This window comes from Arthrobacter sp. zg-Y877 (genome assembly GCF_030373105.1).
In the GTDB taxonomy this organism is placed as follows: domain Bacteria; phylum Actinomycetota; class Actinomycetes; order Actinomycetales; family Micrococcaceae; genus Arthrobacter_B.
The window spans coordinates 137,578-163,067 of the sequence record NZ_JAUCPU010000008.1 but is presented as its reverse complement, the minus strand read 5'-3'; the positions used below and the strand labels follow the sequence as shown (position 1 = coordinate 163,067).

Sequence of the window (25,490 nt, the reverse complement as noted above, 5' to 3'; positions counted from 1 at the left end):
GACCGCGTGAATTCCCCAATGAGTTCCTCAGGGTACGGGAATCCTGCGCTAGGCCTTCAGTGCGAGCACAAACGGCAGCACCGCGTCGGCCCCGGCTTCCCGCAGTACCCGCCCGGCTTCGGTGAGGGTCCAGCGGCTGTCGGCAAAGTCATCCACCAGCAGCACCGGGCCCGGGTTCGCGGCGAACCAGGCCGCACCTTCGGGGGGAACGGCAAATTGGTCCCACACGGCGGCCAGCCGGAAGGCGCTGTTGCCGCCGGGACCACCGGTGGGTCCGCCGTGCGGCAGCTGCAGCGCCCCCAGATAGGGAATCCGGCCCAGTTCCGAGAGGCCGCGGGCCAGCGAATCCACCAGCTGGGGCCGGGACCGTGAGGGAATGGAGACAATGGCGACCGGGCGTTCGGCCCAGCCCCACTGGGCCAGGACCTGCACGCAGCCCTGAAGCAGTGCGGGATCCACCGGAACATCTTCGGCACCCGGCGCGAAGATCTCACGCAGGCGGCCGCCCCAGCCCAGGTCCGTCAGACGGGCCAGCGCACGTCCGCCGGACACCACCCGGTCCGGCTTGATCTTGCCCTTGGACTGGACACCCAGCCGGTCCATGCCCGAGGGGTACATCCCGCGTGGATCCACCTCCACACCCACTTTGTCCAGCGCCCGGGCCGCGTTGTCGGAGGCTTCGGCCGCAACGTCGTCGCCGAACCAGCGCCCGGCGCAGTTGTCGCAGCGGCCGCAGGGGGCGGCTGCCGGATCGTCGAGCTGCTGGGACAGGAACTGCATGCGGCAGCCGGAGGTGCTCTCGTAGTCGAGCATGGCCTGCTGTTCCTTCACCCGCGCAGCGGCAATGCGTTCGTACCGTTCCCGGTCGTAATGCCATGGCTGTCCCGTGCCCCGCCAGCCGCCGGACACCTTTTCCACGGCGCCGTCCACGGACAGGACCTTCAGCAGCAGTTCCAGCGGCGAGCGCTTCAGGTTGACCCGGGTTTCCAGCACACCGACGGAGAGCACTTCCCCGGAAGCCAGCTCGGAGAGCACGGCTGTGGCCGGACCTTCGGACGGCATGGAGGAGGTGGCGAAGTACTGCCAGATATCGCGGTCCTCGGCCCCGGGCAGCAGCAGCACATCGGCGTTCGGAGTGCCGCGGCCGGCACGTCCCACCTGCTGGTAGTACGCCACCGGGGAGGAGGGTGCACCCAGGTGGATCACGAAGCCCAGGTCTGGCTTGTCGAAGCCCATCCCCAGTGCGCTGGTGGCCACCAGGGCCTTGACCCGGTTCTCCTTCAGGGCGGCTTCGGCCTCTTCCCGGTCGGCGGGATCGGTGCGGCCGGTGTACGCCAGGACGGGGTGCCCGGCCTGCTGCAGCAGCCGGGCGGTGTCTTCGGCGCCGGACACCGTCAGGGTGTAGATGATGCCGCTGCCCGGCAGCTCGTCCAGGTGTGTCAGCAGCCAGGCCAGGCGCGCCTTGGGACTGGGCAGCCGCAGCACCCCCAGCCGCAGGGACTTGCGGGCCAGCGGACCGCGGATGGTGAAGACATCTTCCCCGCCGGCGGCGAGCTGTTCCTCAATGTCCTTCACCACACGGCTGTTCGCCGTTGCCGTGGTCGCCAGCACCGGCACGGAGGAGGGCAGCTGCTCGATGAGGCTGCGGATGCGGCGGTAGTCCGGCCGGAAATCGTGGCCCCAGTCGGAGATGCAGTGCGCTTCATCGATCACCAGCAGCCCGGAGCGGCGGATCAGCTCCGGCAGGTGCTGTTCACGGAAACCGGGGTTGTTCAACCGTTCGGGAGACACCAGCAGGACGTCCACCTGGTCGGCCTCGAGTTTGGCGGAGATGTCCTGCCACTCCAGCTGGTTCGCGGAGTTGATGGCTTCGGCCCGGACCCCGGCCCGTGCCGCGGCGGCCACCTGGTCCCGCATCAGGGCCAGCAGTGGGGAGACAATCAGTGTGGGACCGGCACCGCGGGCACGCAGCAGCAGGCTGGCCACGAAGTACACGGCGGACTTGCCCCACCCGGTGCGCTGGACCACCAGTGCCCGGCGTCCGCCGGAAACCAGAGCTTCGATGGCTTCGAACTGGTCCTGGTGGAACTCGGCGGTGTCGTTGCCGACCAGCGCCCGCAGCAGCTGAACCGCCTCGGCGTGCAGCGGGGATTCCTGCACGGTAGGAGCGTCGCCGGAAGGGGTGCCTTGCATATCGGTGCTTTCCATACCATCCACTATCCCAGCCTGCCGGGATGCCACCCGCACCCGATTAACGCTGTGGACAAGGCGGCCAGGGCAGATGCCCCTATAGACTGGCCCACGTGAACAATGTATTCGACCTCTCCGCGTCCTTTAAGGCCTACGATGTCCGCGGCGTCGTAGGCGAGACCATCACTCCACAGATCGTCGAGGCCGTAGGTGCCGCGTTTGTAGACGTTCAGGGGCTGTCCGGCCAGACTGTCCTGGTGGGCGGTGACATGCGGCCGTCCTCCCCCGAGTTCATCCGCGACTTCGCCCGTGGCGCCACTGCCCGGGGCGCCGACGTCCTGCTGCTGGACCTGATCTCCACGGACGAGCTCTACTACGCGTGTGGTGTGCTCAATGCCGCCGGCGTGACGTTTACCGCAAGCCACAACCCGGCCCAGTACAACGGGATCAAGATGGCCAAGGCCGGCGCGGTCCCTATTTCCTCCGAGACCGGGCTGAAGGAAATCCAGGCGCTCGCCGAGCAGTACCTGAACGACGGCGTCATCCCCGCTGCGGCGGCTCCGGGCTCGATCTCGGTCCGGGACGTCCTGGCCGACTATTCCGGCTACCTGCGCAGCCTGGTGGACCTGTCCGGAATCCGCCCGCTGAAGGTAGTGGTGGACGCCGGCAACGGCATGGCCGGCATGACCACCCCCGCAGTGCTGGGCAACACCATCCTGCCCGAGCTGCCGCTGGACATTGTTCCGCTCTACTTCGAACTGGACGGGTCCTTCCCGAACCACCCGGCCAACCCCCTGGAGCCGGAAAACCTGCGCGACCTGCAGGCCGCCGTCGTCGAGCACGGCGCGGACATCGGCCTGGCCTTCGACGGTGACGCCGACCGCTGCTTCGTCATCGACGAAAAGGGCGAACCGGTCAGCCCCTCCGCCGTCACCGCACTGGTGGCCCGCCGCGAGATTGCCCGCGCCAAGGCGGCCGGCGAAGAGACTCCCGTGATCATCCACAACCTGATCACCTCCCGCGCCGTACCCGAACTGGTGGCGCACGACGGCGGCCGCGCGGTCCGTACCCGCGTGGGCCATTCCTTCATCAAGGCCGTGATGGCCAGCGAAGGAGCCGTCTTCGGCGGCGAGCACTCCGCGCACTACTACTTCCGCGACTTCTACAACGCGGACACCGGCATGCTTGCCGCCATGCACGTGCTCGCCGCGCTGGGTGAGCAGACCCGCGCCCTCTCGGACCTGGCCCGCGAGTATGAGCCGTATTTCTCCTCCGGCGAGGTGAACTCCCGGGTGGAGGACGTCCCGGCCGCCGTCGCACGCGTCCGCGCCGAGTTCGAGCGCGAGGGCGTCACCGTCGACGCACTCGACGGCGTGACGTTCACGTCCGACGACGGCACGTGGTGGTTCAACCTCCGCGCCTCCAACACCGAACCCTTCCTGCGGCTGAACGCCGAGGCGGAGGACCTGCCCACCATGGAGCGCATCCGCGACCACGTACTGACTCTGGTAAGGAAATAACAATGGCTGATGTAGAACTGAACGGATCCGAGCCGTCCGCCCAGGTCCAGGAGGACCTGAATTCCCTGCTTGGGACCGCCCTTGGCGTCACCCAGGAGCAGCTTGAAGCGCAGGGCGCTTTCCTGCCTGCCGCCCTGGTGGTGCAGAACGACGGCGAGCTGCGGATGATCGCAGTCTCTCCCGAGGACAGCGACGAGGACCTCGACGCAGATGCGATGATCGAGGACCTGTACACGGTGCTGACTGAGCAGAAGGGCGAGAACCGAGCGGTCGCCGTGTTCTCCGACATCCACCTGCCGGAGGAAGACACCGACGCCATCCACGTTGTCACCGAACACTCCGACGGGGTCTGCATTTCCGCAATCCAGACCTACTCGGAACAGGACGGCGAATGGACGTTCAACGAGCCCATCTGGGAGGGCGGAGAGCCCATTGTCTGGGCCGACGACGCCGAGGCGTAACGGCGCCTTAGCCCGCCAGTTAGTCCACAAATAAGGGGAGCCCCACCGGTGTACCGGTGGGGCTCCCCTTTTGTGCTGTCAGCGGCTAGACCGTCGCGAAGCGTTCCTTCAGTTCCGCCAGCCGGTCCTTAAGTTCCTGCGGCAGGGTGGAGCCGAAGCGGGCGTACCACTCGTCGATACCGTCCAGCTCCGTGGCCCATTCCTGCGGATCCACCCGGACCGCCTGCTCCACGTCCTCGGGAGTCATGTCCAGGCCGGTCAGGTCGATGGACTCACCCGTGGGGACGAAGCCGATGGGGGTTTCCACCGCGCCGGCCGTGCCTTCCAGCCGTTCGATGACCCATTTGAGCACCCGGGCGTTGTCGCCGAAGCCCGGCCAGGCGAATCCGCCGTCGGCGGTGCGGCGGAACCAGTTCACCAGGAAGATCTTCGGCAGCAGGTCCTGGTTGGCCTTGCCGCTGAGTTCGATCCAGTGCCGCAGGTAGTCGCCGGCGTCGTACCCGATGAACGGCAGCATGGCCATCGGATCGCGCCGGACCACGCCTACCTGGCCCGCGGCGGCGGCGGTGGTCTCAGAGGACAGGGTGGAGCCCATGAAGATGCCGCTGGCCCAGTCACGGGCCTCGGTCACCAGGGGAACGGTGGTCTTGCGCCGGCCGCCGAACAGGATGGCGGAGACGGGGACGCCGTTCGGGGAGTGGTACTCGTCGGCCAGCATGTCGATCTGGTCGATCGGGGTGCAGAAGCGCGAATTCGGATGCGCGGCCGGGCGGCCGGCGTCGGGGGTCCATTCCTGGCCGAGCCAGTCCGTGAGCTGCGCCGGGGCGTCGTCCGTCATGCCTTCCCACCAGACGCCGCCGTCTTCGGTGAGCGCCACATTGGTGAAGATGGAGTTGCCCTTGGCGATGGCGCGCATGGCGTTGGGGTTGGTGCTCCAGCCGGTGCCGGGGGCGACACCGAAGAGCCCCGCCTCCGGGTTTACCGCGCGCAGTTCGCCTTCCTTGCCGAACCGCATCCATGTGATGTCGTCGCCCAGGGTTTCGACCTTCCAGCCCTCGATGGTCGGATCGAGGAGGGCGAGGTTGGTCTTGCCGCAGGCGGACGGGAACGCAGCGGCGACGTAGTAGTCCTTCCGCTCCGGGCTGGTGAGCTTGAGGATGAGCATGTGCTCGGCCAGCCAGCCCTCGTCCCGGGCCATGATGGACGCGATGCGGAGGGCATAGCATTTCTTGCCCAGCAGGGCGTTGCCGCCGTAGCCGGAGCCGTAGGACCAGATGGACCGGTCCTCGGGGAAGTGCACGATCCACTTGTCATCGCTGCAGGGCCAGGGCACATCGTCTGCGCCGTCGGCCAACGGGTAGCCCACGGAGTGAAGGGCGGGAACGAAGAAGGCGTCCAGTTCCTCCATCTTGCGCAGTACATCGGTACCGATGTTGGCCATGATCCGCATGGAGGCAACCACATACGCGCTGTCGGTGATTTCGACGCCGAACTTCGGGTCCTCTGCGTCGAGGTGGCCCATCACGAAGGGGACGACGTACATGGTGCGGCCACGCATGGACCCGGCGAACAGTCCGTTGAGCTTGGACCGCATCTCACCCGGGTCCATCCAGTTGTTGGTGAAGCCGGCGTCCTCGCGTTTCTCCGAGCAGATGAACGTCTGCTCTTCGACCCGGGCAACGTCCTTGGGGTCGGAGAAGGCAGCGAAGGAATTCGGGAAGGTTTCGGGGTTGAGCCGCACCAGGGTGCCGGCATCCACGAGTTCATCGGTGAGGATCCGGTTTTCCTCTACGGACCCGTCAACCCAATACACGCGCTCAGGCTGCGTCAGCTCGGCAACGTCTTTCACCCATGCAAGGAGGGCCTGGTGGGTGGTGGGGGCAGCTGTCCCCCCGGTGGTGCTGTGCTGCGGCTGGCTTGCAGCTTTGTCGCCGTTCTCGTCGAGAACTAGCTGACGCGCGTCATCGCCCATGACTCTTCCCTTCGTTGGGTCAGTGGTGTGTTTTGATGCTAGTTGCGGCCTCCGGATCACTTTCGCTCGAAAGATCACACCTTTAGGGTCGGAATCGTGATCGCGCCCACAAATCCACGGGAAACCGGGCCCGCCCGTTGGGCCAATGTGACTAAGGTCACGTAGACCGGTCTAGTTTACCTTGCGACACAACCCCGATTGGCGCTGCCCCCAAAAGCCCGCTATAGTTATCTACGGCCAAACAGCCACGAAACAACTTGAAGAACATCTTGAAAAACACCGGTGAGAATCGGTTTTGATAGAGTAGTTGTTATGCGTGCGTAGCTCAACGGATAGAGCATCTGACTACGGATCAGAAGGTTGGGGGTTCGAATCCCTTCGCGCGCACCACTGAAAACCCGGTTGGGTCAGGAGAAATCCTGATCCGGCCGGGTTTTTCGTTTAACCCGGTTTTCCGCTGCCGGCCGCTGCCGGCGGAAGCGATCTCCACGGGCGCTGCGGTTGCCCCGCCCCGGGGTAAGTGCAAGGCTCGGGTCCATGACTGAGACCCTGCAGACCGACGTCGTTGTCATTGGTGCGGGCGCCGTGGGCGAGAACGCCGCGGACCGTGTGGTCCGGGGCGGGCTCTCCGCCGTCCTCGTGGAAGCGGCCCTGGTGGGCGGTGAATGCTCCTACTGGGCCTGCATGCCGTCCAAGGCCCTGCTGCGGCCCGGCACCGTCCTGAAGGAGGCACAGTCGCTGGCGGGTTCACGCGAAGCCGTCACCGGCGGGTTGGACACTTCCGCCGTCCTGGAACGGCGGACGTCGTTTACCTCAAACTGGGACGACACCGGCCAGGCCGAGTGGGTCGCAGGGGCCGGCATTGAACTGGTCCGCGGACGGGCCCGGCTCACCGGTGAACGCGAGGTGGAAGTGGCCACCACTGACGGCCGGAGCGTGCGCATTTCTGCGCGGCACGCCGTCGTCCTCGCCACCGGCTCCACGCCATCCACTCCCCCGATCGACGGCCTGGACACCGTGGAGTACTGGGGCACCCGGGACGCCACGTCCGCCACCGAAATCCCCGGCCGGCTGGTGGTGATCGGCGGCGGAGTCTCCGGCGTCGAACTGTCCCAGGCCTATGCCCGGCTTGGCTCGAAAGTCACCCTGCTCGCCCGCGGTTCCATCCTGAAGTCCTTCCCGGAACCCGCCCGCGCCCTGGTGGAGGAAGGATTGAAGGAGAGCGGCGTGGACGTGCGCACGTCCGCCTCCCCCTCGTCGGTGCGGAAGTCCGACGACGGCGGCGTGGAGGTGAGCCTCGACGGCGGCGGCACGGTGGCCGGGGACCGGCTGCTGGTCTCCACCGGACGCCGGCCCGCCCTGGACGGACTGGGACTGGAGGGCCTGGGACTGGATCCGCATCGGCTGGACATCGACGATACGGGGCGCGTGGCCGGCGCGGGCGGCTGGCTCTATGCCGTCGGCGACGCCGCCGGGAAGGTCCTGCTCACCCATCAGGGCAAGTACGAGGCACGGGCCACGGGGGACGCGATTGCCGCACGGGCACGGCAGGAGCCCCTCAGCGCGGATCCAGCCGCATGGAGCCGCTATACGGCAACGGCAGACCATTCCGCGGTGCCGCAGGTGGTGTTTACCGATCCGGAGCTGGCCATGGTGGGACGGACCCTCGAGCAGGCCCGGGCGGACGGCATCAACGCCTCCGAGACGTCCCTGGAGATCGCCGTCGCCGGGTCCTCGCTGTATGCGGACAACTACCGCGGCTGGGCGCAGATGGTGGTGGACGAGGACCGCCGCACATTAGTGGGGATGACCTTTGCCGGTCCCGGGGTCTCCGAACTGCTGCATGCGGCAACCATTGCGGTTACCGGGGAGATCCCGCTGGACCGGCTCTGGCATGCGGTGCCCGCCTACCCCACGATCAGCGAAGTATGGCTGCGGCTGCTGGAGAAATACGGGCTGTAGCTAGGCCCGGCGCACCACGAAGTCGGTGATCCTCGCGTCGCGGCCGTCCAGTTCGGCCCAGGGCAGTGCGTGCTCCATGATGGTGAGGCCCGACGTCGGATACCGGGTGGCCATCTCCATCACGGCGGCTTCGTCCGAGTCGGCCGAGGCAAGGCGCATGGCCAGGTCCTGGACCCCCGGAAGATGGGCGATCACGAGCAGGCTGGTGACCGTGTCCGGCACGTGGTTGATGAGGCTGAGGATCTGTTCGGGCGAGGCGGCGTACAGCCGGTCTTCGAGCTTGGCCGTGGGTGCCTTGTCCCCCAGTTCCTTGCAGACCCAGGTGCAGGTCTGCCGGGCGCGGAGGGCCGAGGAGCACAGGATGAAGTCGGGAATCGTTCCGTGCTCGCGCATCCATTCCCCGGCCAGCGGCGCATCCCGGTGCCCGCGGCCGGAAAGCGGCCGCTCGTGGTCTGCAACGTCGCGCGGCCAGTCCGCCTTGGCATGGCGCAGGAGCTGGAGTGTTTTGAGGTGGTGGCCGGTCATTGGCTCAGTTTAGCCGCGGACGCGGCCCCCGCTCCGCCGCCGGAGGGGCAGGAGCGGTCGGTGCCGGTCCGGAGGAGATCCTCAAGACCGGCACCTGGGTCGAACTTTGCTGCTCCGCGTACTGCTGGATGTTTTATTCCGGCTAGATGCTGTATTCCGGCGCGGCCCAGACAACTACCTCGGGGTGCTCATAGAAGCGGTACCCCTGGCCGCGGACCGTGCGGACGGTGTTGGCGAGCCGGCCCAGCTTGGAGCGCAGGCGCCGGATGTGGACATCAATGGTGCGCTCGTTGGGCACCTCTTCGGCGTTGCGCCACAGGCCCGCCAGCAGCTCTTCACGCCCGACGGTCCTGCTGGCGTTCTCCACCAGGTAGTTCAGGAGCTCAAATTCCTTGAACGTCAGGTTCAGCGTGTCCCCGTCAAGGTGCACCTCGCGGCGGGACAGGTCGATCAGGACGCCGGAGGGGCGGATGGCAGCGGCGGGTGCCGGCACCGGCTGGGGTGCGGGCTGCCGGCGGGCGACGGTGGGGTCCCCCAGCGCCTGCCGGACCACGTCAATGTCCGAGCCGCTGGCGCCGGCGGGGGCAAGGGCCACCGCTGCGTGGCTCTGGGCGCACGGTACGAGGGTCTGGACATGTGCCCGGATCTCCTGTGCCAGCTTGCTCAGGGACGTGCCGTTGGCTGCAGCGCTGTCCTCATCGAGGCCCACATAAATAACGAACCCGCGGGCAGCGGTGTCATTGCTGACAGCCTGCGGTCCGGGGATGCCATTGGGCGTGACCACCGACATGGGGGCGGTCATGGGGTTGGCCTCCTGGCCGGTAACGGCGCGGAGCGGACGCTCTCCGCTTCCGTTGGCGGCCTGAAGTGCATAGGACTGGTTCCCGAACGGCTGGACACCGTAGGAGCGGCCGGCTGCGGGCTGGCGCTGGGAACCTGATCCGGCGCGGTTCTGCGCGTTGCGCAGTGAGATGTGGACGTAACCGGATGCTACTGACATGTGGGACCTCATCGTGACTTGACGTCATCACGGCTCGATTGCTGGGGGTGTGCCCGGTCGAGACGGCGCCTATTATGCCCATGCTTGGGCCTGAGTCTTACCTCTGGATGGGGGTGGTTCCAGAGGCATGCGTTCGACAGCAGCCAGTCTCCTGCGCGGCACGGAGGCCACCGGGAAAGACTGCGACTGATGCTGTCGTGTTGGTGTTCACACTTCGGATTATTGCATGTAACAAAGGGATAAGCGCAAGTAACAATGGGCCCGTCGTCTCACATTGTGGACGAAAAGTGTCGTTTTGTGACGCAGTTCACATAAAACGGCGATGAATAGCTATGCGTGAATATGTATAAGCCCTAAATAAATTTCGCGTGGATTCGGAGTCCAGGCGGTCCACATGGATACAGTCCAGGAAAAAGAACACCCGCTCTGTAAGGGTGCCTACAGAGCGGGTGCGTTTACCGTAGCGGCGGTCTGTCCACATGCTGGACAGACCGCGGGGTCCGAGCGGGGGCGGAATGGTGACGGCAGAGCCGCCGTCGTTCGATGCGTTTAGACGATGCCGTAGAGCCGGTCGCCGGCGTCACCCAGGCCCGGAACAATGTAGGCGTTCTCGTCGAGGCGCTCGTCAATGGAGGCCAGCACGATGGTGACGTTGGCGTCCTGCAGCTCTTCCTTCAGCACCGAGAGTCCTTCCGGAGCGGCGAGCAGGCAGATGCAGATGACCTCCGCCGCGCCTCGCTGGAACATGAACTTGATGGCTTCGCGCAGCGTGCCGCCGGTGGCCAGCATCGGATCCAGGACGAAGACCTGACGGCCGGTGAGGTCATCCGGAAGACGCTCGGCGTAGGTGATTGCTTCGAGCGTTTCTTCATTCCGGGCCATGCCCAGGAATCCGACCTCGGCGGTGGGGACCAGGCGGGTCATGCCTTCGAGCATGCCGAGACCGGCACGCAGGATGGGGACGACCAGCGGGGTCGGTTTGACCAGACCCGTGCCGACGGCGGAGGTGACGGGAGTCTCGATCGGAACCGGCTCCACGTGGACGGTCCGGGTGGCTTCGTAGGCCAGCAGGGTAACCAGTTCTTCCGTCAACTGCCGGAAGATCGGTGACGGGGTGTCCTTGTCGCGGAGAACGGTGAGTTTGTGGGCAACGAGGGGGTGATCCACTACAAGTACGCGCATGCTTCAAAACTACCATTGCCCCCTGCCCTCTCTCTGCGTTCGCCCGCGTGTGCGCGGATGGGGGACGATGGCAGGCATGGAGTCCCTTTCCCGAACACATGAGGCCTGGATGGACCTTGCCCTGTCCGAGGCACGTAAGGCGCTGCAGACCGGCGACGTGCCGATTGGTGCCGTCGTCCTGGGGCCCGACGGCGAGGTGCTGGGCACCGGGCGCAACGAGCGTGAGGCCACGGGGGATCCCACGGGCCATGCCGAGGTCCTGGCCATCCGGGCGGCTGCCGCTGCAGTCGGGGAATGGCGGCTGGAAGGCTGCACCCTCGTGGTGACACTGGAGCCCTGTGCCATGTGCGCAGGTGCGATAGTCCTTGCGCGGGTGCCCCGGGTGGTCTTCGGAGCCTGGGACGAGAAGGCCGGCGCTTCCGGCTCTGTGTTCGACATCCTGCGCGAGCGTCGCCTGAATCACTGGGTGGAGGTTTTTCCCGGGGTCCGCGAGGAGGAATCGGCCCGCCTGCTGCGGGACTTCTTCGGCTCAAAGCGCAACTCCTAACCGTTCCGCCCGCGATCATCTGTACGTAGGCTTACTAACTCCGGAACGCTACGACTGAAGGAGTCCGTAATGGCATCAGAGCAGGATGGACGCGACACCGTCGTCAAGATTCTCGAAAAGGCCAAGATCGCCACCCTGACCACTGTGGACCTGCAGGGCAACCTGGTCAGCCGGCCCCTGCAGCTGCAGGAGGCCGATGCGGACGGCAACCTGTGGTTCTTCACTCCGGACCCCTCCCCCAAGGCCGACGAGGTCCGCGCCAATCCGCACGTGAATGTGGCCATCAACGACTCCGAGGGCTTCCTGTCCATCAGTGGCACCGCCACACTGACAAAGGATCAGGGCAAGATCTCCTCCCTGTGGAAGACCTCGGTGGAGGGCTGGTTCGAGAAGGGCCGTGAAGACCCGTCCGTGGCACTGCTGAAGGTGGACTCCCACACTGCCGAGTACTGGGCGTCGGATGAACCCAAGGTCGCCAGCCTGTTCAAGATCGGTAAGGCCGCGGTGACCGGCGGCACCCCCGACATCGGCAAGAACGACGTCGTCGACCTGTAGTTCCGGTGTGCACCCCGGGGTGCCGGCGGGACTGCTTTTGGGGGTTGGGCCTTCAACCCGGTAAGGTTGACGCGTTGGTGACGTGTCCGAGCGGCCGAAGGTGCAACACTCGAAATGTTGTTTGGTGTAAAAGCCAACGTGGGTTCAAATCCCACCGTCACCGCCAACTAAGAAGGCCCCGTTTCCCTTGGAATCCAAGGAACCGGGGCCTTTTGCTTTGCCGGATTGTGGTCCTAGCGGGTGGACAACCTCGACCCTTCTGCCATGTCACCGGTTACCCAAGGGCCCGAGGGCACAGCAGTCGGATTATGGAAGAAATCGTCCATAGCCAGTTCCACAGAACCGAGATCATTGATCAAGGGCTCAGGCATGGACCCCGTGAAACCACCCATCGATAGATCCACCCACATCATCTCCGGATCATCCAGGGTATGCCCGACCCGCACCAGCACCGCCCACGCATGTTCATCCGGCACATCATGGGTTCGGTGACATACCAGGCCACCCTTGACGCTCCCGGTCACCTGGAACGACGCAGATCCATGCTCAATAGCTAAACGTGGGTGCGCCCCGCCGCCCAGCGCACGCAGTGCCGCCCCGGCCGCTTCACGGGCCGCCGCCGCAGTGTCGAAACCAGCGTTATTCACCGTCCACGCCGACTTCTGCGCCCGCTTCCGGCTCTGGTCGCTCATAGCTTTCCACCCTGACCCCAGGTTTGTGCCGGCGGCAAACCCGCCAAACCAGGCGATGCGTAATTCACCGGCGTCCAGGGCGAACAACAAAACACCGCAAAACAAGACGAGAACCAGCGGGCTAACCCATGGTTTCGAACAAGGAAACCGCAGGAAACAAAAACCAAGGGCGAGGCCGCCCACCAAAGCGGCACTTATCTGCCAGGCAGGCGCTGTGGGCTCGTTGACCATGAGCGCAGTCGTCACGACAAGGAAAGCAGCACCTGTGATCAGCGCACCCCTGCCTCGCCGTGTCCCACTTTTCTCTACCATTTCATCCCCCGTGAGCCTCTTTACCCTTTATCCATATGATGGGGCATCTGGTCGAACCTGTAGGTGCGCACATCCTCACCCACCGACCAAGGCAGCTGCGGGTCGGGACCGCGGTGGTGGAAGAAGCCCAGCAATGCCTTGCGAGTGGTAGCCAAATCGGAGAGCACTCCCCTGGGCGCAAAAGCAGGACCGGACAAAAGCCGGATCTCGACGACGTCGGCGTCGTCCGTCCCAAGCATCCGCCACTCGTGCTCGTCCCGGGAGTTCGTCGTGGAGTGCACGATGAAGCCCGTCTGCGAACTTCCTACCGCTGTGAACTCCGCATCGTTGCGCTGCACCCGGAACGCACCCGAGTCCCCCGCATCCCAAGACGGCAAAGCGTCCAGGGCTTTCGCTTTGGCGCTGTCCGAACGCGGATCCTCGATACCGTTGACCACCCACACATCCCGTGGCTTCGGCCTGCTTTGCCGAACACCCGTCCGAATCGCAGCCCCCACCAGAACACCAATGGCGCTACCCGGTACGAGTACCGGCCACAACCCCGACCAAGGGCTGGGGCATTTCTGGAGCAGTACCACCTCAGCCACCACGAGGAGGACCAATACAATGGCTACCTTGCCTTCGTGGACTAGCCATCTGATGAGCGTTCCTCCCACGATGCCGACAACCAAGACCGTAGCAATTTCGGTTCCGTAGCGGCCATCTAGTTCGGAGAGGGCCGCTGCAAACGCAACAATGGTAAAGACCAGACCAATGCCCTGCATGACCAGCATGTCACGGACAACAGTTGTATTCCCTGTAGGGCTCTTCATCTCTTCATGTCCCCATATTCTCAATCACCTTGAGGCGGCGGCGGCCGATGCTGACGCCGCATCGCCGCGACACCGGCAGCACCAAACGCACCGAGTTCTGAAACACATCCTCCCGAGAGGGTTTTCTGCACATCGATTTCATAATAGTTGCTCAGTTACTCCCCATGCGCCGCGCGGGAGCAGTGATAGCAGCTCGGTAGTGCCGGAATACCAGGAAGCCCTCGACGCGTGGCTCACCGTCATCCAGTCCCGAACTTTCGCCATCACATCCCGCGAAAACACCGGCAAATAATGGCCCTGGGAATACGGCTGGCCAATTCGATCTTGGAAAAAGGGACAAGCAACTTGGTATGCCGCATGATGAAGAAATAGGCATGGCCGGAACCGACACAGGAGAACAATTGCAGACACCCCCCGGGCGGTCGACAGTAGACCGGAAGAGCACTGCGGACGAGGTGGACCTCTTCCTCGTCGAGCGCCTGCAGGATCTGACTCTCGCAAGCGTTACCGTCCACGAGTTCCTCCACGATTTGTCCTGTCTGACGGCCGAGGCGTTTTCCCTCCCGGACAGCCCCGTGCAGTGCGCCATGACCCTTCTTCGGGAGCGCAAACCTGTACTTGCGGCCTCCAGCATCGCCGCCGCCCATTCCTTGGGAGACATCAAGTACGACTTCATCGAGGGACCCTGCCCCACCGCGGTCCTGGAGCAGGCCGCGGTGCACATTCCGGACCTGCAGCGGGAAAAGCGGTGGCCGCAGTACGTAGATGTGTTGAACCAGGCTGGCCTGCATTCCGTGCTCGTGTTTCCGATGGATCTGGAGTCGGACGGCGCGGCCACCCTCAGCCTCTACAGCACCCGGCCGGGTTATTTCGACGCAGCGACAATTGAGCAGGTTCGGGACTATTCCCGGCGCATCACCAAGCCTCTTCGCCTCGCTGCCCGTCTGGTGTCCGGCGGGGAGCACTCCGCGGACCTTCGTGCCGCGATGGATTCCCGAACGGTCATTGACCTGGCTGTCGGGATAGTCATGGCGCAGAACCGGTGCAACCAGGATGAGGCGTTCAATATTCTGGTTTCCGCTTCCGGCAGCCGGAACATAAAACTTCGGCAGATAGCCGAGCAGGTCGTGGCTTCGGTCTCGGAGGCCGAAGCACAGACGCATTTCCGGCAGTAGGCCGCCGCGCAGCAGCATAAGAAAAACAGCCGCATAAGAAAAATGCCCGGACGCTGAGCGTCCGGGCATTTATTCGTGCTGTTACTCGCGGTTCAGTTTGTCCTGAACCGTTCCGGCAACCTTTTCCACGACATTGGGGATGTCGGTGGTGCCGTAGTAACGGGCATCCGGACGGGTAACGTCCGGCATGGGGGCCGTGGTGGTGGGACCCTCGTGGTAGCTGAACTCGCCCTTGCCGTCCGGCGTGGGGCCGGAGGCCCAGGAGCCCTCGGACGCATGCTTGCCGTCGGAGAAGTTCAGGTATTGGTAGGACACCTCGCGGTGTTCCTTCTTGATCGGGAAGTTGCTCGGAACCGGAAGCAGCTCGTGGCCCTCTTCCTGGAGTTCCTTTGCAGCGGCAGTCCACATGTTCTGGTGCATCGTGTCGCGGGCCAGGAGGAACGCGAGCATATCGCGGACGCCCTTGTCATCGGTCATGTGGTACAGGCGTGCGACGGCGAGGCGTCCCTGCATTTCGATGTTCGCGTTGGACGTGAAGTCAGCGAGCAGGTTGCCGCTGGCAGTGACGTAGCCACCGGTCCAGGGATTGCCGTTGCTGTCCACCGGACGGGCCCCCGCTCCGGCAACAATGGCGTGCTGGACGTCCATGCCGCCGACAACTGCTGCAATCGTCGGATCCGACTGCACGGCGTCGTCGGTAATGCCCAAAGGAGCCTTTTCCAGCAGCTGGGCAATCATGATGGCCAGCATTTCCACGTGGCCCATCTCTTCGGCGGCGATGCCGTAGAGCAGGTCACGGTACTTACCGGGCAGGTGGGAATTCCACGACTGGAACCCGTACTGCATTGCTACGGTGATTTCGCCATACTGTCCGCCCAGGACTTCCTGCAGCTTGCGGGCGAATACAGCATCCGGCTTATCGGGTGTGGCCGAGAATTGGAGTTCCTGCTTATGAAAAAACACTACGCACCTCCGTATATCAGGCCCGTCGTTAGTTGGGCCGCCTCGTGTAGCGGCCACGGACCAGTACGGGGAACCTATCCCAGCAGCTAACTTATAAGCAAACTTAGTAATAGGATGACGCTAAGCAGGAAACACTTGGGCGGATACACGTGCGTACATGATGAGGGATGGATCATGGGTTTCGAGGCAGTTGAGCCGCAGCAACGGCAGTTGCTCAAAAAGGCGTTGGATGACGCGCAGCTGAGTGTGCCCGAGGTCTGGCTGCAATACTTCCGTTTCGGCGGTGCAGCCGGTGAATACGAGGTGGACGCCTATATCAACGGCTCTCTCTCCCTCCCTCTCCTGCAGCGGGACATCCTGGCCCATGCCGCGAACGAACTCATCGATTTACTGCCTCCGCGCCGGCGGGCACCGTATGGCGCTGACGTGAAGCGGACCCCCGGCGAAGATGACACCTCGAAGCGGCGCCCGGGAGACGCCGGCGGGGACTAGTGCCGCTACGGTTCCCGTCCCAGCCATGCGGCTAAGGGCGGGCAGGCCTTTGTAGGATGAAGCATGGACACCAACGAATCACAGCCCACTATCGCCCAGCTGCGTGCACGCCAGACCGACCTCGTGATGGCTTTGGCTACCGAGTCCCGCACCGACCGCCTGCAGCAGTACAGCGACGAACTCGAGTACCTCGTCAAATACATCAAGGAGCGCGAAGAGGCCGAGGCCGCCGCTGCGGCTGCAGCCCCCACCTCAGCTGCCGTCCCCACCTCAGCTGCCGCCCCCGCTCCCTCCCTCCCCGGAGACACGGCACCGCAGGCCGACGGCGTCGAGCAGCGTGAGGACGGCGTGGTGATTGAGCCGGGTTCCGATCTGGAGGCCGACGTCGACCGCGACAACCGCTAGCTGCTCACCCCTCCCAGAACCTCCGCAGGGCTTCGGCGATCTCCTTGGCCTGCCGCCGGCCGGCTTCCAGCGAGGGCCGGCGGGTGGAATCCAGCAGCATGTTGGTGCCGAAGGCCTGCAGTGCGTACGCATCCGCTTCAATAAGGAACACCTGGCCGTTCTTTTCCAGTGTTTTTATGGCCTGCGGAAGCGTTGGCCCAAACGGGCTCTGCGGTGCCTCGATGCCGCAGGAAATAACCACAATCCTGTCGTTCCCCTCGGCGACGTCGGCGTTGGTCCCTGACCGCATCCCGCCGTCCATGTAAACCCGGCCGTCGATATGCACCGGCGGCCACACCGTGGGCACCGTGCAGCTGGCCGTCACCGCGAGCGCCAGATCCACCCCGGAGCCGGCGTCGAACACCCGGAAGCTGCCGTCTTCGGCATCCACGGCAGTGACTCCGAAGGCCCGGTCCGGCCAGACCGGATAAGGCACCAGCGACCGGATGCTGCCCACCCAGGCGTCTTCGCTGAGCGCAGTGTCAGCTTTGAGCGCCACCTGCCCCAGCCGTGCCCGGGCAGCCTTCTCTCCGCCCCCGCCGGAACCTGCGGCGCCGATCAGGTTCATAAACCGTTCGCCGTCGAACGTGTCGGGCTCCTGGTAATCCGGTGACGCAGTGCGGTCCGCTGCACCCTGCTGGGCGGCCGCCGCCGCGGCGACCTGGTCGAAACGCAGCGCCGCGCCGACCACCGACCCCGCAGAGGTTCCCACCACCAGATCCGCCTCGTTCAGGTCGATGCCCTGGTCCAGCAGTTCTCCCAGGAGACCGATTTCCCACGCAATTCCGGCAACTCCGCCGCCGCCCAATACCACTGCCCGCGATTCGAACACGTTGTTACCCCCTGGCTGACGCCATCGAAGTGCTGTTCCCTGTCCCCGCAGTGTAGGCCCGCACTGCGTCCGGTTACCGGACCGGACCCGTTCCGGGCTTGAATGGTCCTATGGCATTGAAAGTTCTAATGGTCGGACGCAAGCACGAGGACTGGGTCGTGGACGGCATCCGCCGGTACGAAAAGCGGCTGAAGAAGCCCTTCGACCTGACATGGGTGCCGATTCCGCATTCGGCACGCGAGGGGGACGCCGCCCGCCGGGAGGAATCCGAACGCCTGCTGGCGAAGGTCGGATCCGATTACGTCATCCTGCTGGACGAGCGCGGCAAGGCCATCACCTCGCCGGCGCTGGCACAGACCCTGCAGCGGCCGTTGGATTCCTCTCGCAACGTCACCCTGATCATCGGCGGGGCCTACGGCGTGGACTCGAGCGTCCACGACCGCGCCGACTTCATCTGGTCCCTCTCCCCCCTGGTCTTCCCGCACCAGCTGGTCCGCCTGATCCTTGCCGAACAGGTGTACCGCGCCCAGGAGATCGCCGGCGGACGCCCGTACCACCACGAATAGGGCAGGGTCCGCGTACGGGTAAAGTAGGAGCAGTTTTTCAGCAGTCCGGCGGGCTCCACGCCACGGCCGGCGGGACCGGGAAGGGAAGTATGCCCCAGCGCACCGACCCCTTCCGCCTGCTGCGTTCCGCCGTCGTTGCCGCGGTGATTTTCGCGCTGGCGGCCGGTGCCCATGTGGCCGGCGGCGGGGTCCTGCCCGAACCGGTCCTGCTGCTGGCGCTGGCCGCCTTTACCCTGGCCGGCACCAGTGCCACGGCCGGACGCCGGTTGCCTGCCGGCAGCCTTTTCCTGGTGCTTGCGGCCGCCCAGCTCGGTCTGCACGGTGCGTTCCGCGTCCTGACCTCCGGTGTGCACTGCCTGCCCGGCGCCTCCACCCACCACGGCGTTGCCATGGTCTGTCCGGCCCCGGCTGCGGGGGTGCAGGAGCTTGGAGCGCACCAGCTCTCCGGCCTCCACACTTTCCAGCACGACGCCGGCACGGCACTTTTCCTCGCACATCTGGCCGCTGTGGTGCTCTCGGCGCTGGCTCTGGCGCGCGGCGAGGACGCCCTGCACGCCACGGCGGCCTGGCTGCGGCCGCTGTTCACGGTGCCCGCGCCGGTGCGGTTCCGGATCGTCCGCCCCGCCGCGGCTCCCCGTCCCGCCGTCGGAACCACCCGCACGCGCTACTGCCCCGCAACTCCGCTGCGTGGGCCGCCGTCGCTCGCACTGGCCTGATCACTTTCCCTGCACTTCACTCCTGACCGCCTCCAGCGCGGTTACGTGGCACCATGCCATCGAAAGGCTCTTCCATGCGCAATTCCTCCTCCATCCTCCTTGCCGCCGGCGGCACCGCCGCCCTGATGGCACTCGGCCTGGCACCTGCCGCCGCCCACGTCCACGTCACGCCCGACACCACCGGCGCCGGCGAGACCGCGCTGCTGACCTTCGATCTCTCGCACGGCTGCGAGGGCTCACCCACCACCGCCCTGACCTTCACCCTCCCGGACGAACTCGTGGACGCCACCCCCACGGCGCATGCGGGCTGGGAGATCAAGAAGGTCACCGAGGAACTGGCAGAACCGCAGACCCTGCCCAACGGCTCGCAGGTCAGCTCGCGGACCAGCGAAATTGTTTACACCGCCAAGGAACCCCTGGCGGACGGCGTCCGGGACACCATCGCACTGAGTGTGGTCCTGCCCGACGCCGAAGACACCACCCTCGCCTTCCCCGTCCGGCAGACCTGCGCGGAAGGCGAAACGGACTGGTCCCAGATCCCCGCCGAAGGCCAGTCCGGCCATGACCTTGATTCCCCCGCACCGGCTGTGACCATCACTGAAGCGGACGACGACGGGCACGGGGACGGCGCGGGTCACGGCAGCGCCGCCGGCGCGTCGCAGGAACGCGTTTCCGACCGGCAGGACGACGACGACGACAGCGAGGCCGCCGAAATCGCGGGCTACGTGGGTCTGGGTGCGGGCCTGCTGGGCCTGGCCGCAGGCGTAACCGCCCTGATCCGTACGCGGGGCCGCAGCAAGGCCTAGTCACTGACCGGCTGTCCCTGCCGGGCTCGTTTCCGCCGGGCTGGCGCCCCGTAACGGTTCTGCGTCGATCCGTTCCGCCGGGCGGGGCGGATTGACGCGCCCCCGCCCGGCGGGGAGGGTGAGAGCATGATCACTGTCTCAGCCTCCCGAACACCCTCCCCGGCCCGCCGGGCCCTCGCCCTTGTGGCTTTGCTGACCCTCTCCGGATCGGCGCTTGCCGGATGCGGTTCCCGGGACGATGATGACGCTTCGGTGTCCCCCTCGGCGAGTGAGACTGCGCCATCCGCATCACCGTCAACATCGGCGTCGTCATCGGCGTCGTCCACCCCGCCCGCAGCAACTGGCGGCGCGGCCACCGGCCCCCTTCCCTGCACGGCCGACATGCTGGCCGGCTCCGTCGAAGACGTTCCCGGCGGTGCTGCTCCGGGCGGCGTCTACCGTGCCCTGGTACTGACCAACACGTCCGCCGACGGCACCTGCACCGTCACCGGCTACCCCGGAGTCTCCTACCTCGATGCCTCCGGAGCACAGGTGGGAGCGCCTGCTGCGCGGGCCGAAGGCGGCGAAGCAATTCCCGTCACGCTGGCACCGGGCCAGGCCGCGGCCGCCGAGCTGCAGGAAACCGTGGCCCAGAAGTACGGAGACTGCCAGGTCCAGGGCACAGCGTCCCTGCTGGTGTACCCGCCTGAGGACACCGCTTCCCTGACCATTGCCTACCCCTCCACGGGATGCACGAACGCGGACATCGAACTGCTGCACGTGGGGATCCTGCAGGCCCGCTGATTTTCGGCCTGCAGCCGAACCTCCCACGGCCGCGGAGAAAGTGTCACCGGGGTGGGGAAGAATAGTGCCATGACATCGGCGTCCTCGGTGCAGGAACAATTGGTGCTCGGCAAGTTCACCCCCGCCACTCGGGAATGGTTCGAGGGGGCTTTTGCCGCGCCCACACCCGCCCAGGTCGGGGCGTGGGACGCCGTGTCCGAGGGCGCCAACGCCCTGGTGGTCGCTCCCACCGGTTCGGGTAAAACCCTGGCAGCGTTCCTCTGGGCGCTGGACAGCTTTATCGCCTCCGCCGCCTCAGGCCCTGCGGTTCCTGCGGTTCCTGCGGAGCTGCCCCTGCCGGGGCTGACGGAACCCGGGTCGAAACCTCCGCGCCGGAAGCGGAACACGGAACCGAAACGCAAGACCAAGGTTCTGTATATCTCCCCGTTGAAGGCCCTGGGCGTCGACGTGGAACGCAACCTCCGGTCCCCGCTGATCGGTATTACTCAGACCGCCAAACGGCTGGGCCTTCCGGCGCCGTCCATCACCGTGGGGGTCCGCTCCGGTGACACACCCCAGAACGAGCGCCGCGCCCTGCTGACCCGGCCGCCGGACATACTCATCACCACGCCGGAATCGTTGTTCCTCATGCTGACGTCGCAAGCCCGGGAAACCCTGTCCGAGGTGGAAACCGTCATTGTGGACGAGGTCCACGCCGTGGCCGGCACCAAACGCGGCGCGCACCTGGCCGTGACGCTGGCCCGGCTGGACGCCATGCTGGAGAAACCCGTCCAGCGGATCGGACTCTCCGCCACGGTGGAGCCGCATGAAACGGTGGCCCGCTTCCTGGGCGGCAACGCGCCGGTGCGGATTGTGGCACCGCAGTCCCGGAAGAACTGGAACCTGACCGTCACCGTCCCGGTGGAGGACATGACGGATCTGGGTAACGCTCCCACCACTGAGGACACCGTGGAGGGCGGCTACGCTCCGCAGGCCAGCATCTGGCCGCATGTGGAGGAAAAGATTGTCGACCTCATCGAGGCCAACCGGTCCACCATTGTGTTCGCCAATTCACGGCGCCTGGCCGAACGCATCACGGCCCGCCTGAACGAAATCCACGCCTTCCGGCTGGAGGCTGCACAGGCCGCGACGGGCACCGACGGAACCTCCGTACCGGTAGCTCCGGCAGCACCGGCGCGTCCGCCGGCCCAGATCATGGCCCAGGCCGGGGTCTCTGTGCAGCGGCGCGCGGACCTCGCGGTCGAGGACGACAACCCCGTGCTGGCACGCGCGCACCACGGCTCGGTGTCCCGGGACCAGCGCGCCCTGATCGAAGACGACCTGAAGTCCGGGCGGCTGCGCTGCGTCGTGGCCACCAGTTCCCTCGAGCTAGGCATCGACATGGGCGCGGTGGACCTGGTGGTGCAGGTCGAATCGCCGCCGTCGGTGGCCAGCGGCCTGCAGCGCGTGGGCCGGGCCGGCCACCAGGTCGGGGAGATCTCCCAGGGTGTTATGTTCCCCAAACACCGCGGGGACCTGTTGAACTCCGCCGTCACCGCCGAACGGATGCTCGCCGGGCAGATCGAGCCCCTGGCCATCCCGGCCAACCCGCTGGATATCCTCGCCCAGCAGACCGTGGCCGCCGCCGCCCTCGGGTCCATCGACGTGGAGGAATGGTTCGACGTCGTCCGCCGGTCCGCGCCGTTTGCCGGCCTGCCGCGTTCCGCGTTCGACGCCACCCTTGACCTGCTGTCCGGGCGCTACCCCTCGGACGAGTTCGCCGAACTGCGGCCGCGCATTGTCTGGGACCGCACCGAAGGCACCATTACCGGCCGGCCCGGTGCGCAGCGGCTGGCCGTAACCTCGGGCGGCACCATTCCGGACCGCGGCCTCTTCGGCGTGTACCTGGTGGGCGATTCCGAGGGTAAAAACAGCCGCCGGGTCGGTGAACTCGACGAGGAAATGGTCTACGAGTCCCGGGTCGGGGACATCTTCGCCCTGGGCGCCACGAGCTGGCGGATCGAAGACATCACCCACGACCGGGTGCTCGTCTCCCCCGCCTTCGGGCAGCCGGGCAAACTGCCGTTCTGGCGCGGGGATACCCTGGGCCGTCCGGTGGAACTGGGCCGTGCCCTGGGTGCGTTCGTCCGCGAAATGGCCGCAGCGGGCGACGCCGCGGCCCGCGAACGGCTCACCGCCGTCGGGCTGGACGACTGGGCCACCGGCAATCTGATCACCTACCTGCGCGACCAGCAGCAGGCCACCGACGTGGTGCCCAACGACCGCGCGCTGGTGGTGGAACGCTTCCACGACGAACTCGGTGACTGGCGGGTGGTCCTGCACAGCCCCTACGGCATGCCGGTCCACGCCCCCTGGGCCCTCGCCGTCGGGGCGCGGCTGCATGCCCGGTACGGGCTGGACGGTTCGGCCATGGCCTCCGACGACGGCATAGTGCTGCGCGTGCCGCTGATGGAGGATGAACCGCCGGGAGCTGAGCTGTTCCTCTTCGACCCCGAGGAACTCGACTCGATAGTCACCGCCGAGGTGGGCGGCTCCGCGCTGTTCGCGTCCCGGTTCCGGGAATGCGCGGCACGCGCGCTGCTGCTGCCGCGGCAGAACCCGTCCAAGCGCTCCCCGCTCTGGCAGCAGCGGCAGCGGTCGGCGCAGCTGCTGGACGTCGCCAAGAAGTACCCCACGTTCCCGATCCTGCTGGAAACAGTGCGGGAATGCCTGCAGGACGTCTACGATCTGCCGGCCTTGAAAGACATTGCGGCCGGGATCGAGCGGCGTGAAATCCGGCTGGTGGAAACCACCACCCCCTCGCCGTCACCGTTCGCCCGCTCCATGCTGTTCGGCTACGTGGGTGCCTTCCTGTACGAGGGCGATTCGCCGCTGGCCGAACGCAAGGCCGCCGCGCTGTCCCTGGATCCCACGCTGCTCAATGAACTGCTGGGCCGGGCCGAACTGCGCGAGCTGCTGGACGCGCGGATCATCGCCCGGATCGAGAGCGAACTCCAGCGCTTGGCTCCGGACCGCCATGCCCGCGGACTGGAAGGCGTGGCGGACCTGCTGCGGCTGCTCGGGCCGTTGTCCGTTACGGAGGTCGCCGCCCGCCTGCAGCCGGTGGAGCTCCTTACGGACGAGGCCGGGACCGCGGTGGAACCGGCTCCGTCCACCGCCACCCCTGCCGACGCCGAAGAGCTGCTGGAACAGCTGGTGCGGTCCAACCGTGCCCTGAAGACCGGCATCGCCGGCAGCACGCGGTACGCCGCCATCGAAGACGCCGCCCGGCTGCGCGATGCCCTCGGCGTACCGCTGCCAATGGGCGTGCCGCTGGCCTTCATCGAACCCGTTGCGGATCCGCTCGGGGACCTGGTGGGCCGGTATGCCCGCACCCACGGGCCCTTCACCGCAGCCGAAGCCGCCACCCGGCTGGGACTCGGCGTCGCCGTCGTCACCGGCACCCTCCAGCGCCTCGCCGGTGAGGGACGCGTCGCCGAGGGAGAATTCCGCCCCACCGAGACGCTGCTGCTGGACGCGGCCGACGGCGTCGACTCCACTCCCCCGGCCACCGTCACCGTCCCCAGCTCTCCCGGCGGAACCGAATGGTGCGACGTCGAGGTGCTGCGCCGGCTGCGGCGCAGTTCGCTCGCCGCCCTGCGCTCCGAGGTGGAACCGGTGGACCCCGCCACCTACGGACGGTTCCTGCCGGCCTGGCAAAATGTCGGTTCCTCACTGCGCGGACTCGACGGCGTGGCCACGGTGATCGACCAGCTTTCCGGCGTGCCCATCCCGGCCTCGGCCTGGGAACCGCTCATTTTGGGCTCCCGGGTGCGGGACTATGCCCCGGCCATGCTGGACGAGCTGACGGCGACGGGGGAAGTGGTGTGGTCCGGCAGCGGCTCCCTGCCGGGAAACGACGGTTGGATTGCCCTGCACCTGGCCGAAAACGCCCCGCTGACGCTTAATCCCTCCCCGGATTTCGAGCCCACCGGCCTGCACCAGCGGGTCCTGGAACTGCTGGGCAACGGCGGTGCGTATTTCTTCCGCCAGCTCGGCGACGGCCTGGCCGCAGACGGCGTGGCTGAAACGGATGCGAACATCATTTCCGCCCTTTGGGAACTCGTGTGGGCCGGGCGGATCAGCAACGACACCTTCACTCCGGTCCGGTCCCTGCTCTCGGGCGGGAAAACCGCGCATAAGCAGCGGGCGGCAACTCCCCGCGCCCGCACCGCACGGATGGGACGGCTGGGACGGGCACCCGGTGCAGCGCTAACGGGCAGTTCCATGCGGCTGGCTGCCGGCGGCACGTCGGCTCCCGCACTGCGCAACGCTCCGCCCCTGGTCGCCGGGCGGTGGAGCATGCTCCCCGAGGTGGAAACCGACACCACCCTCCATGCCCATGCCACGGCGGAGCTGATGCTGGACCGCTACGGAGTGGTGACCCGCGGGTCCGTGGCCAGCGAAGGCACGCCGGGCGGTTTCGCCCTGCTGTACCGGGTACTGGCCCGGCTGGAAGAGATGGGCCGGTGCCGGCGCGGCTACTTTATTGAACAGCTCGGTGCCGCCCAGTTTGCCGTGCCGGCCACGGTGGACCGGCTGCGTTCCTTCTCCGAAGACGCTCAGTTGAAGCAGCCTGAACCGACCGCCGTCGCGCTGGCCGCCACGGATCCGGCGAACCCTTACGGCGCCGCCCTGCCCTGGCCCGCCTTGGAAGGCGGGCACCGGCCAGGCCGTAAGGCCGGTGCGCTGGTGGTGCTGGTCGACGGCGAGCTGGCACTGTATGCCGAACGGGGCGGTAAGACCCTCCTGACCTTCACGGAGGAACCGGCTGCGTTGGAACTGTCCGCGGCCGCCCTGGTCCGGATTATCCAACGCGGTGCTGCGGAGAAGATGGCGATTGAGAAGGTCAACGGAACGGATATCCTCGACACGGAAGCGGCGCGGGCGCTGACCGCGGCCGGTTTCTACAGCACGCCGAAGGGGCTGCGTTACCGTGTGTGA

Annotated in this window: 22 protein-coding genes and 2 tRNA genes; 15 read left to right on the top strand and 9 right to left on the bottom strand. The window is 66.4% G+C overall.

Going from position 1 to position 25,490, the window contains the following annotated elements; all coding sequences use genetic code 11:
- Positions 1 to 48: 48 nt before the first annotated feature.
- Entirely contained in the window at positions 49 to 2,193 is a 2,145-nt protein-coding gene (locus QNO03_RS14435) for a RecQ family ATP-dependent DNA helicase (protein ID WP_289603861.1), read from the bottom strand.
- 110 nt (positions 2,194 to 2,303) lie between these two features.
- Between QNO03_RS14435 and QNO03_RS14430 the strand changes: the two genes are divergently transcribed.
- The gene (locus tag QNO03_RS14430) at positions 2,304 to 3,710 is read left to right on the top strand and encodes a phosphomannomutase/phosphoglucomutase (RefSeq protein WP_289603835.1); all 1,407 of its coding nucleotides are present in this window, start codon (positions 2,304 to 2,306) and stop codon (positions 3,708 to 3,710) included.
- Positions 3,711 to 3,712: 2 nt separating this feature from the next.
- The gene (locus tag QNO03_RS14425) at positions 3,713 to 4,171 is read left to right on the top strand and encodes a hypothetical protein (protein WP_229951054.1); all 459 of its coding nucleotides are present in this window, start codon (positions 3,713 to 3,715) and stop codon (positions 4,169 to 4,171) included.
- Positions 4,172 to 4,256: 85 nt separating this feature from the next.
- Here the strand turns inward: QNO03_RS14425 and QNO03_RS14420 are convergent, their stop codons facing one another.
- Positions 4,257 to 6,143, bottom strand: a complete 1,887-nt coding sequence (locus tag QNO03_RS14420) for a phosphoenolpyruvate carboxykinase (GTP) (protein ID WP_289603834.1) — start codon at positions 6,141 to 6,143, stop codon at positions 4,257 to 4,259.
- A 314-nt stretch (positions 6,144 to 6,457) separates the two neighbouring features.
- On the opposite strand from QNO03_RS14420, the gene QNO03_RS14415 reads away from it, so the two are divergent.
- Together QNO03_RS14415 and QNO03_RS14410 are read left to right on the top strand one after the other, a co-directional pair.
- Positions 6,458 to 6,533 (top strand) — tRNA-Arg (locus QNO03_RS14415).
- Between the two features lie 147 nt (positions 6,534 to 6,680).
- Positions 6,681 to 8,105, top strand: coding sequence for a dihydrolipoyl dehydrogenase family protein (locus QNO03_RS14410; protein ID WP_289603833.1), 1,425 nt, complete (start codon positions 6,681 to 6,683; stop codon positions 8,103 to 8,105).
- Here QNO03_RS14410 and QNO03_RS14405 read toward each other — a convergent pair whose 3' ends face one another.
- The 3 genes from QNO03_RS14405 to upp all read right to left on the bottom strand — a co-directional run bounded on the left by QNO03_RS14405 (position 8,106) and on the right by upp (position 10,812).
- Positions 8,106 to 8,630: a SixA phosphatase family protein gene (locus QNO03_RS14405; RefSeq protein WP_289603832.1), complete on the bottom strand. Its 525-nt coding sequence runs from the start codon at positions 8,628 to 8,630 to the stop codon at positions 8,106 to 8,108.
- Positions 8,631 to 8,772: 142 nt separating this feature from the next.
- A complete protein-coding gene (locus QNO03_RS14400) occupies positions 8,773 to 9,630 on the bottom strand; it encodes a winged helix-turn-helix domain-containing protein (RefSeq protein WP_289603831.1) in 858 nt (285 codons plus the stop codon).
- A 549-nt stretch (positions 9,631 to 10,179) separates the two neighbouring features.
- The gene (gene upp, locus QNO03_RS14395) at positions 10,180 to 10,812 is read right to left on the bottom strand and encodes a uracil phosphoribosyltransferase (protein ID WP_229951067.1); all 633 of its coding nucleotides are present in this window, start codon (positions 10,810 to 10,812) and stop codon (positions 10,180 to 10,182) included.
- 76 nt (positions 10,813 to 10,888) lie between these two features.
- Between upp and tadA the strand changes: the two genes are divergently transcribed.
- From tadA to QNO03_RS14380, 3 genes are all read left to right on the top strand, one after another.
- Positions 10,889 to 11,359, top strand: coding sequence for a tRNA adenosine(34) deaminase TadA (gene tadA / locus QNO03_RS14390; RefSeq protein WP_229951069.1), 471 nt, complete (start codon positions 10,889 to 10,891; stop codon positions 11,357 to 11,359).
- A 69-nt stretch (positions 11,360 to 11,428) separates the two neighbouring features.
- Positions 11,429 to 11,914 carry a pyridoxamine 5'-phosphate oxidase family protein gene (locus tag QNO03_RS14385; RefSeq protein ID WP_229951071.1) on the top strand — a complete coding sequence of 162 codons (486 nt, stop codon included), beginning with the start codon at positions 11,429 to 11,431 and terminating at the stop codon, positions 11,912 to 11,914.
- A gap of 76 nt (positions 11,915 to 11,990) precedes the next feature.
- A tRNA-Ser gene (locus QNO03_RS14380) sits at positions 11,991 to 12,080 on the top strand.
- A 67-nt stretch (positions 12,081 to 12,147) separates the two neighbouring features.
- On the opposite strand, the gene QNO03_RS14375 is transcribed toward QNO03_RS14380, so the two are convergent.
- Entirely contained in the window at positions 12,148 to 12,837 is a 690-nt protein-coding gene (locus tag QNO03_RS14375) for a hypothetical protein (RefSeq protein ID WP_289603830.1), read from the bottom strand.
- A gap of 101 nt (positions 12,838 to 12,938) precedes the next feature.
- Positions 12,939 to 13,691: a hypothetical protein gene (locus QNO03_RS14370; protein WP_289603829.1), complete on the bottom strand. Its 753-nt coding sequence runs from the start codon at positions 13,689 to 13,691 to the stop codon at positions 12,939 to 12,941.
- Positions 13,692 to 14,131: 440 nt separating this feature from the next.
- On the opposite strand from QNO03_RS14370, the gene QNO03_RS14365 reads away from it, so the two are divergent.
- Positions 14,132 to 14,905, top strand: coding sequence for a GAF and ANTAR domain-containing protein (locus QNO03_RS14365; protein ID WP_289603828.1), 774 nt, complete (start codon positions 14,132 to 14,134; stop codon positions 14,903 to 14,905).
- An 81-nt stretch (positions 14,906 to 14,986) separates the two neighbouring features.
- On the opposite strand, the gene QNO03_RS14360 is transcribed toward QNO03_RS14365, so the two are convergent.
- Positions 14,987 to 15,868, bottom strand: coding sequence for a manganese catalase (locus tag QNO03_RS14360; RefSeq protein WP_146364083.1), 882 nt, complete (start codon positions 15,866 to 15,868; stop codon positions 14,987 to 14,989).
- A gap of 174 nt (positions 15,869 to 16,042) precedes the next feature.
- Here QNO03_RS14360 and QNO03_RS14355 point away from each other — a divergent pair, with 174 nt between their 5' ends.
- Positions 16,043 to 16,360 carry a hypothetical protein gene (locus QNO03_RS14355; RefSeq protein WP_289603827.1) on the top strand — a complete coding sequence of 106 codons (318 nt, stop codon included), beginning with the start codon at positions 16,043 to 16,045 and terminating at the stop codon, positions 16,358 to 16,360.
- 63 nt (positions 16,361 to 16,423) lie between these two features.
- Positions 16,424 to 16,765, top strand: a complete 342-nt coding sequence (locus tag QNO03_RS14350; RefSeq protein ID WP_289603826.1) for a hypothetical protein — start codon at positions 16,424 to 16,426, stop codon at positions 16,763 to 16,765.
- A 4-nt stretch (positions 16,766 to 16,769) separates the two neighbouring features.
- Here the strand turns inward: QNO03_RS14350 and QNO03_RS14345 are convergent, their stop codons facing one another.
- A complete protein-coding gene (locus QNO03_RS14345) occupies positions 16,770 to 17,636 on the bottom strand; it encodes a patatin-like phospholipase family protein (RefSeq protein ID WP_289603825.1) in 867 nt (288 codons plus the stop codon).
- A 110-nt stretch (positions 17,637 to 17,746) separates the two neighbouring features.
- Between QNO03_RS14345 and QNO03_RS14340 the strand changes: the two genes are divergently transcribed.
- The 5 genes from QNO03_RS14340 to QNO03_RS14320 all read left to right on the top strand — a co-directional run bounded on the left by QNO03_RS14340 (position 17,747) and on the right by QNO03_RS14320 (position 25,490).
- Positions 17,747 to 18,202 (top strand): 23S rRNA (pseudouridine(1915)-N(3))-methyltransferase RlmH, encoded by a 456-nt coding sequence (locus QNO03_RS14340; RefSeq protein ID WP_229951086.1) that lies wholly within the window; start codon positions 17,747 to 17,749, stop codon positions 18,200 to 18,202.
- A gap of 89 nt (positions 18,203 to 18,291) precedes the next feature.
- Positions 18,292 to 18,918 (top strand): hypothetical protein, encoded by a 627-nt coding sequence (locus tag QNO03_RS14335; protein WP_289603824.1) that lies wholly within the window; start codon positions 18,292 to 18,294, stop codon positions 18,916 to 18,918.
- 74 nt (positions 18,919 to 18,992) lie between these two features.
- Complete coding sequence (locus QNO03_RS14330; protein WP_289603823.1) at positions 18,993 to 19,724, top strand: YcnI family copper-binding membrane protein; 732 nt, start codon at positions 18,993 to 18,995, stop codon at positions 19,722 to 19,724.
- A 126-nt stretch (positions 19,725 to 19,850) separates the two neighbouring features.
- A complete protein-coding gene (locus QNO03_RS14325; protein WP_289603822.1) occupies positions 19,851 to 20,507 on the top strand; it encodes a DUF4232 domain-containing protein in 657 nt (218 codons plus the stop codon).
- A gap of 69 nt (positions 20,508 to 20,576) precedes the next feature.
- Positions 20,577 to 25,490 (top strand): ATP-dependent helicase, encoded by a 4,914-nt coding sequence (locus QNO03_RS14320; RefSeq protein ID WP_289603821.1) that lies wholly within the window; start codon positions 20,577 to 20,579, stop codon positions 25,488 to 25,490.

Coding starts and splice junctions, on each gene's coding strand:
- QNO03_RS14350 (WP_289603826.1), top strand. CDS start 16,424: ATGGACACCAACGAATCACAGCCCACTATCGCCCAGCTGCGTGCACGC.
- QNO03_RS14355 (WP_289603827.1), top strand. CDS start 16,043: ATGGGTTTCGAGGCAGTTGAGCCGCAGCAACGGCAGTTGCTCAAAAAG.
- QNO03_RS14320 (WP_289603821.1), top strand. CDS start 20,577: ATGACATCGGCGTCCTCGGTGCAGGAACAATTGGTGCTCGGCAAGTTC.
- QNO03_RS14325 (WP_289603822.1), top strand. CDS start 19,851: ATGATCACTGTCTCAGCCTCCCGAACACCCTCCCCGGCCCGCCGGGCC.
- QNO03_RS14420 (WP_289603834.1), bottom strand. CDS start 6,143: ATGGGCGATGACGCGCGTCAGCTAGTTCTCGACGAGAACGGCGACAAA.
- tadA (WP_229951069.1), top strand. CDS start 10,889: ATGGAGTCCCTTTCCCGAACACATGAGGCCTGGATGGACCTTGCCCTG.
- QNO03_RS14370 (WP_289603829.1), bottom strand. CDS start 13,691: ATGCTGGTCATGCAGGGCATTGGTCTGGTCTTTACCATTGTTGCGTTT.
- QNO03_RS14385 (WP_229951071.1), top strand. CDS start 11,429: ATGGCATCAGAGCAGGATGGACGCGACACCGTCGTCAAGATTCTCGAA.
- QNO03_RS14335 (WP_289603824.1), top strand. CDS start 18,292: ATGCCCCAGCGCACCGACCCCTTCCGCCTGCTGCGTTCCGCCGTCGTT.
- QNO03_RS14330 (WP_289603823.1), top strand. CDS start 18,993: ATGCGCAATTCCTCCTCCATCCTCCTTGCCGCCGGCGGCACCGCCGCC.
- QNO03_RS14435 (WP_289603861.1), bottom strand. CDS start 2,193: ATGCAAGGCACCCCTTCCGGCGACGCTCCTACCGTGCAGGAATCCCCG.
- QNO03_RS14375 (WP_289603830.1), bottom strand. CDS start 12,837: ATGGTCAACGAGCCCACAGCGCCTGCCTGGCAGATAAGTGCCGCTTTG.
- QNO03_RS14405 (WP_289603832.1), bottom strand. CDS start 8,630: ATGACCGGCCACCACCTCAAAACACTCCAGCTCCTGCGCCATGCCAAG.
- QNO03_RS14340 (WP_229951086.1), top strand. CDS start 17,747: ATGGCATTGAAAGTTCTAATGGTCGGACGCAAGCACGAGGACTGGGTC.
- QNO03_RS14410 (WP_289603833.1), top strand. CDS start 6,681: ATGACTGAGACCCTGCAGACCGACGTCGTTGTCATTGGTGCGGGCGCC.
- QNO03_RS14425 (WP_229951054.1), top strand. CDS start 3,713: ATGGCTGATGTAGAACTGAACGGATCCGAGCCGTCCGCCCAGGTCCAG.
- QNO03_RS14400 (WP_289603831.1), bottom strand. CDS start 9,630: ATGTCAGTAGCATCCGGTTACGTCCACATCTCACTGCGCAACGCGCAG.
- upp (WP_229951067.1), bottom strand. CDS start 10,812: ATGCGCGTACTTGTAGTGGATCACCCCCTCGTTGCCCACAAACTCACC.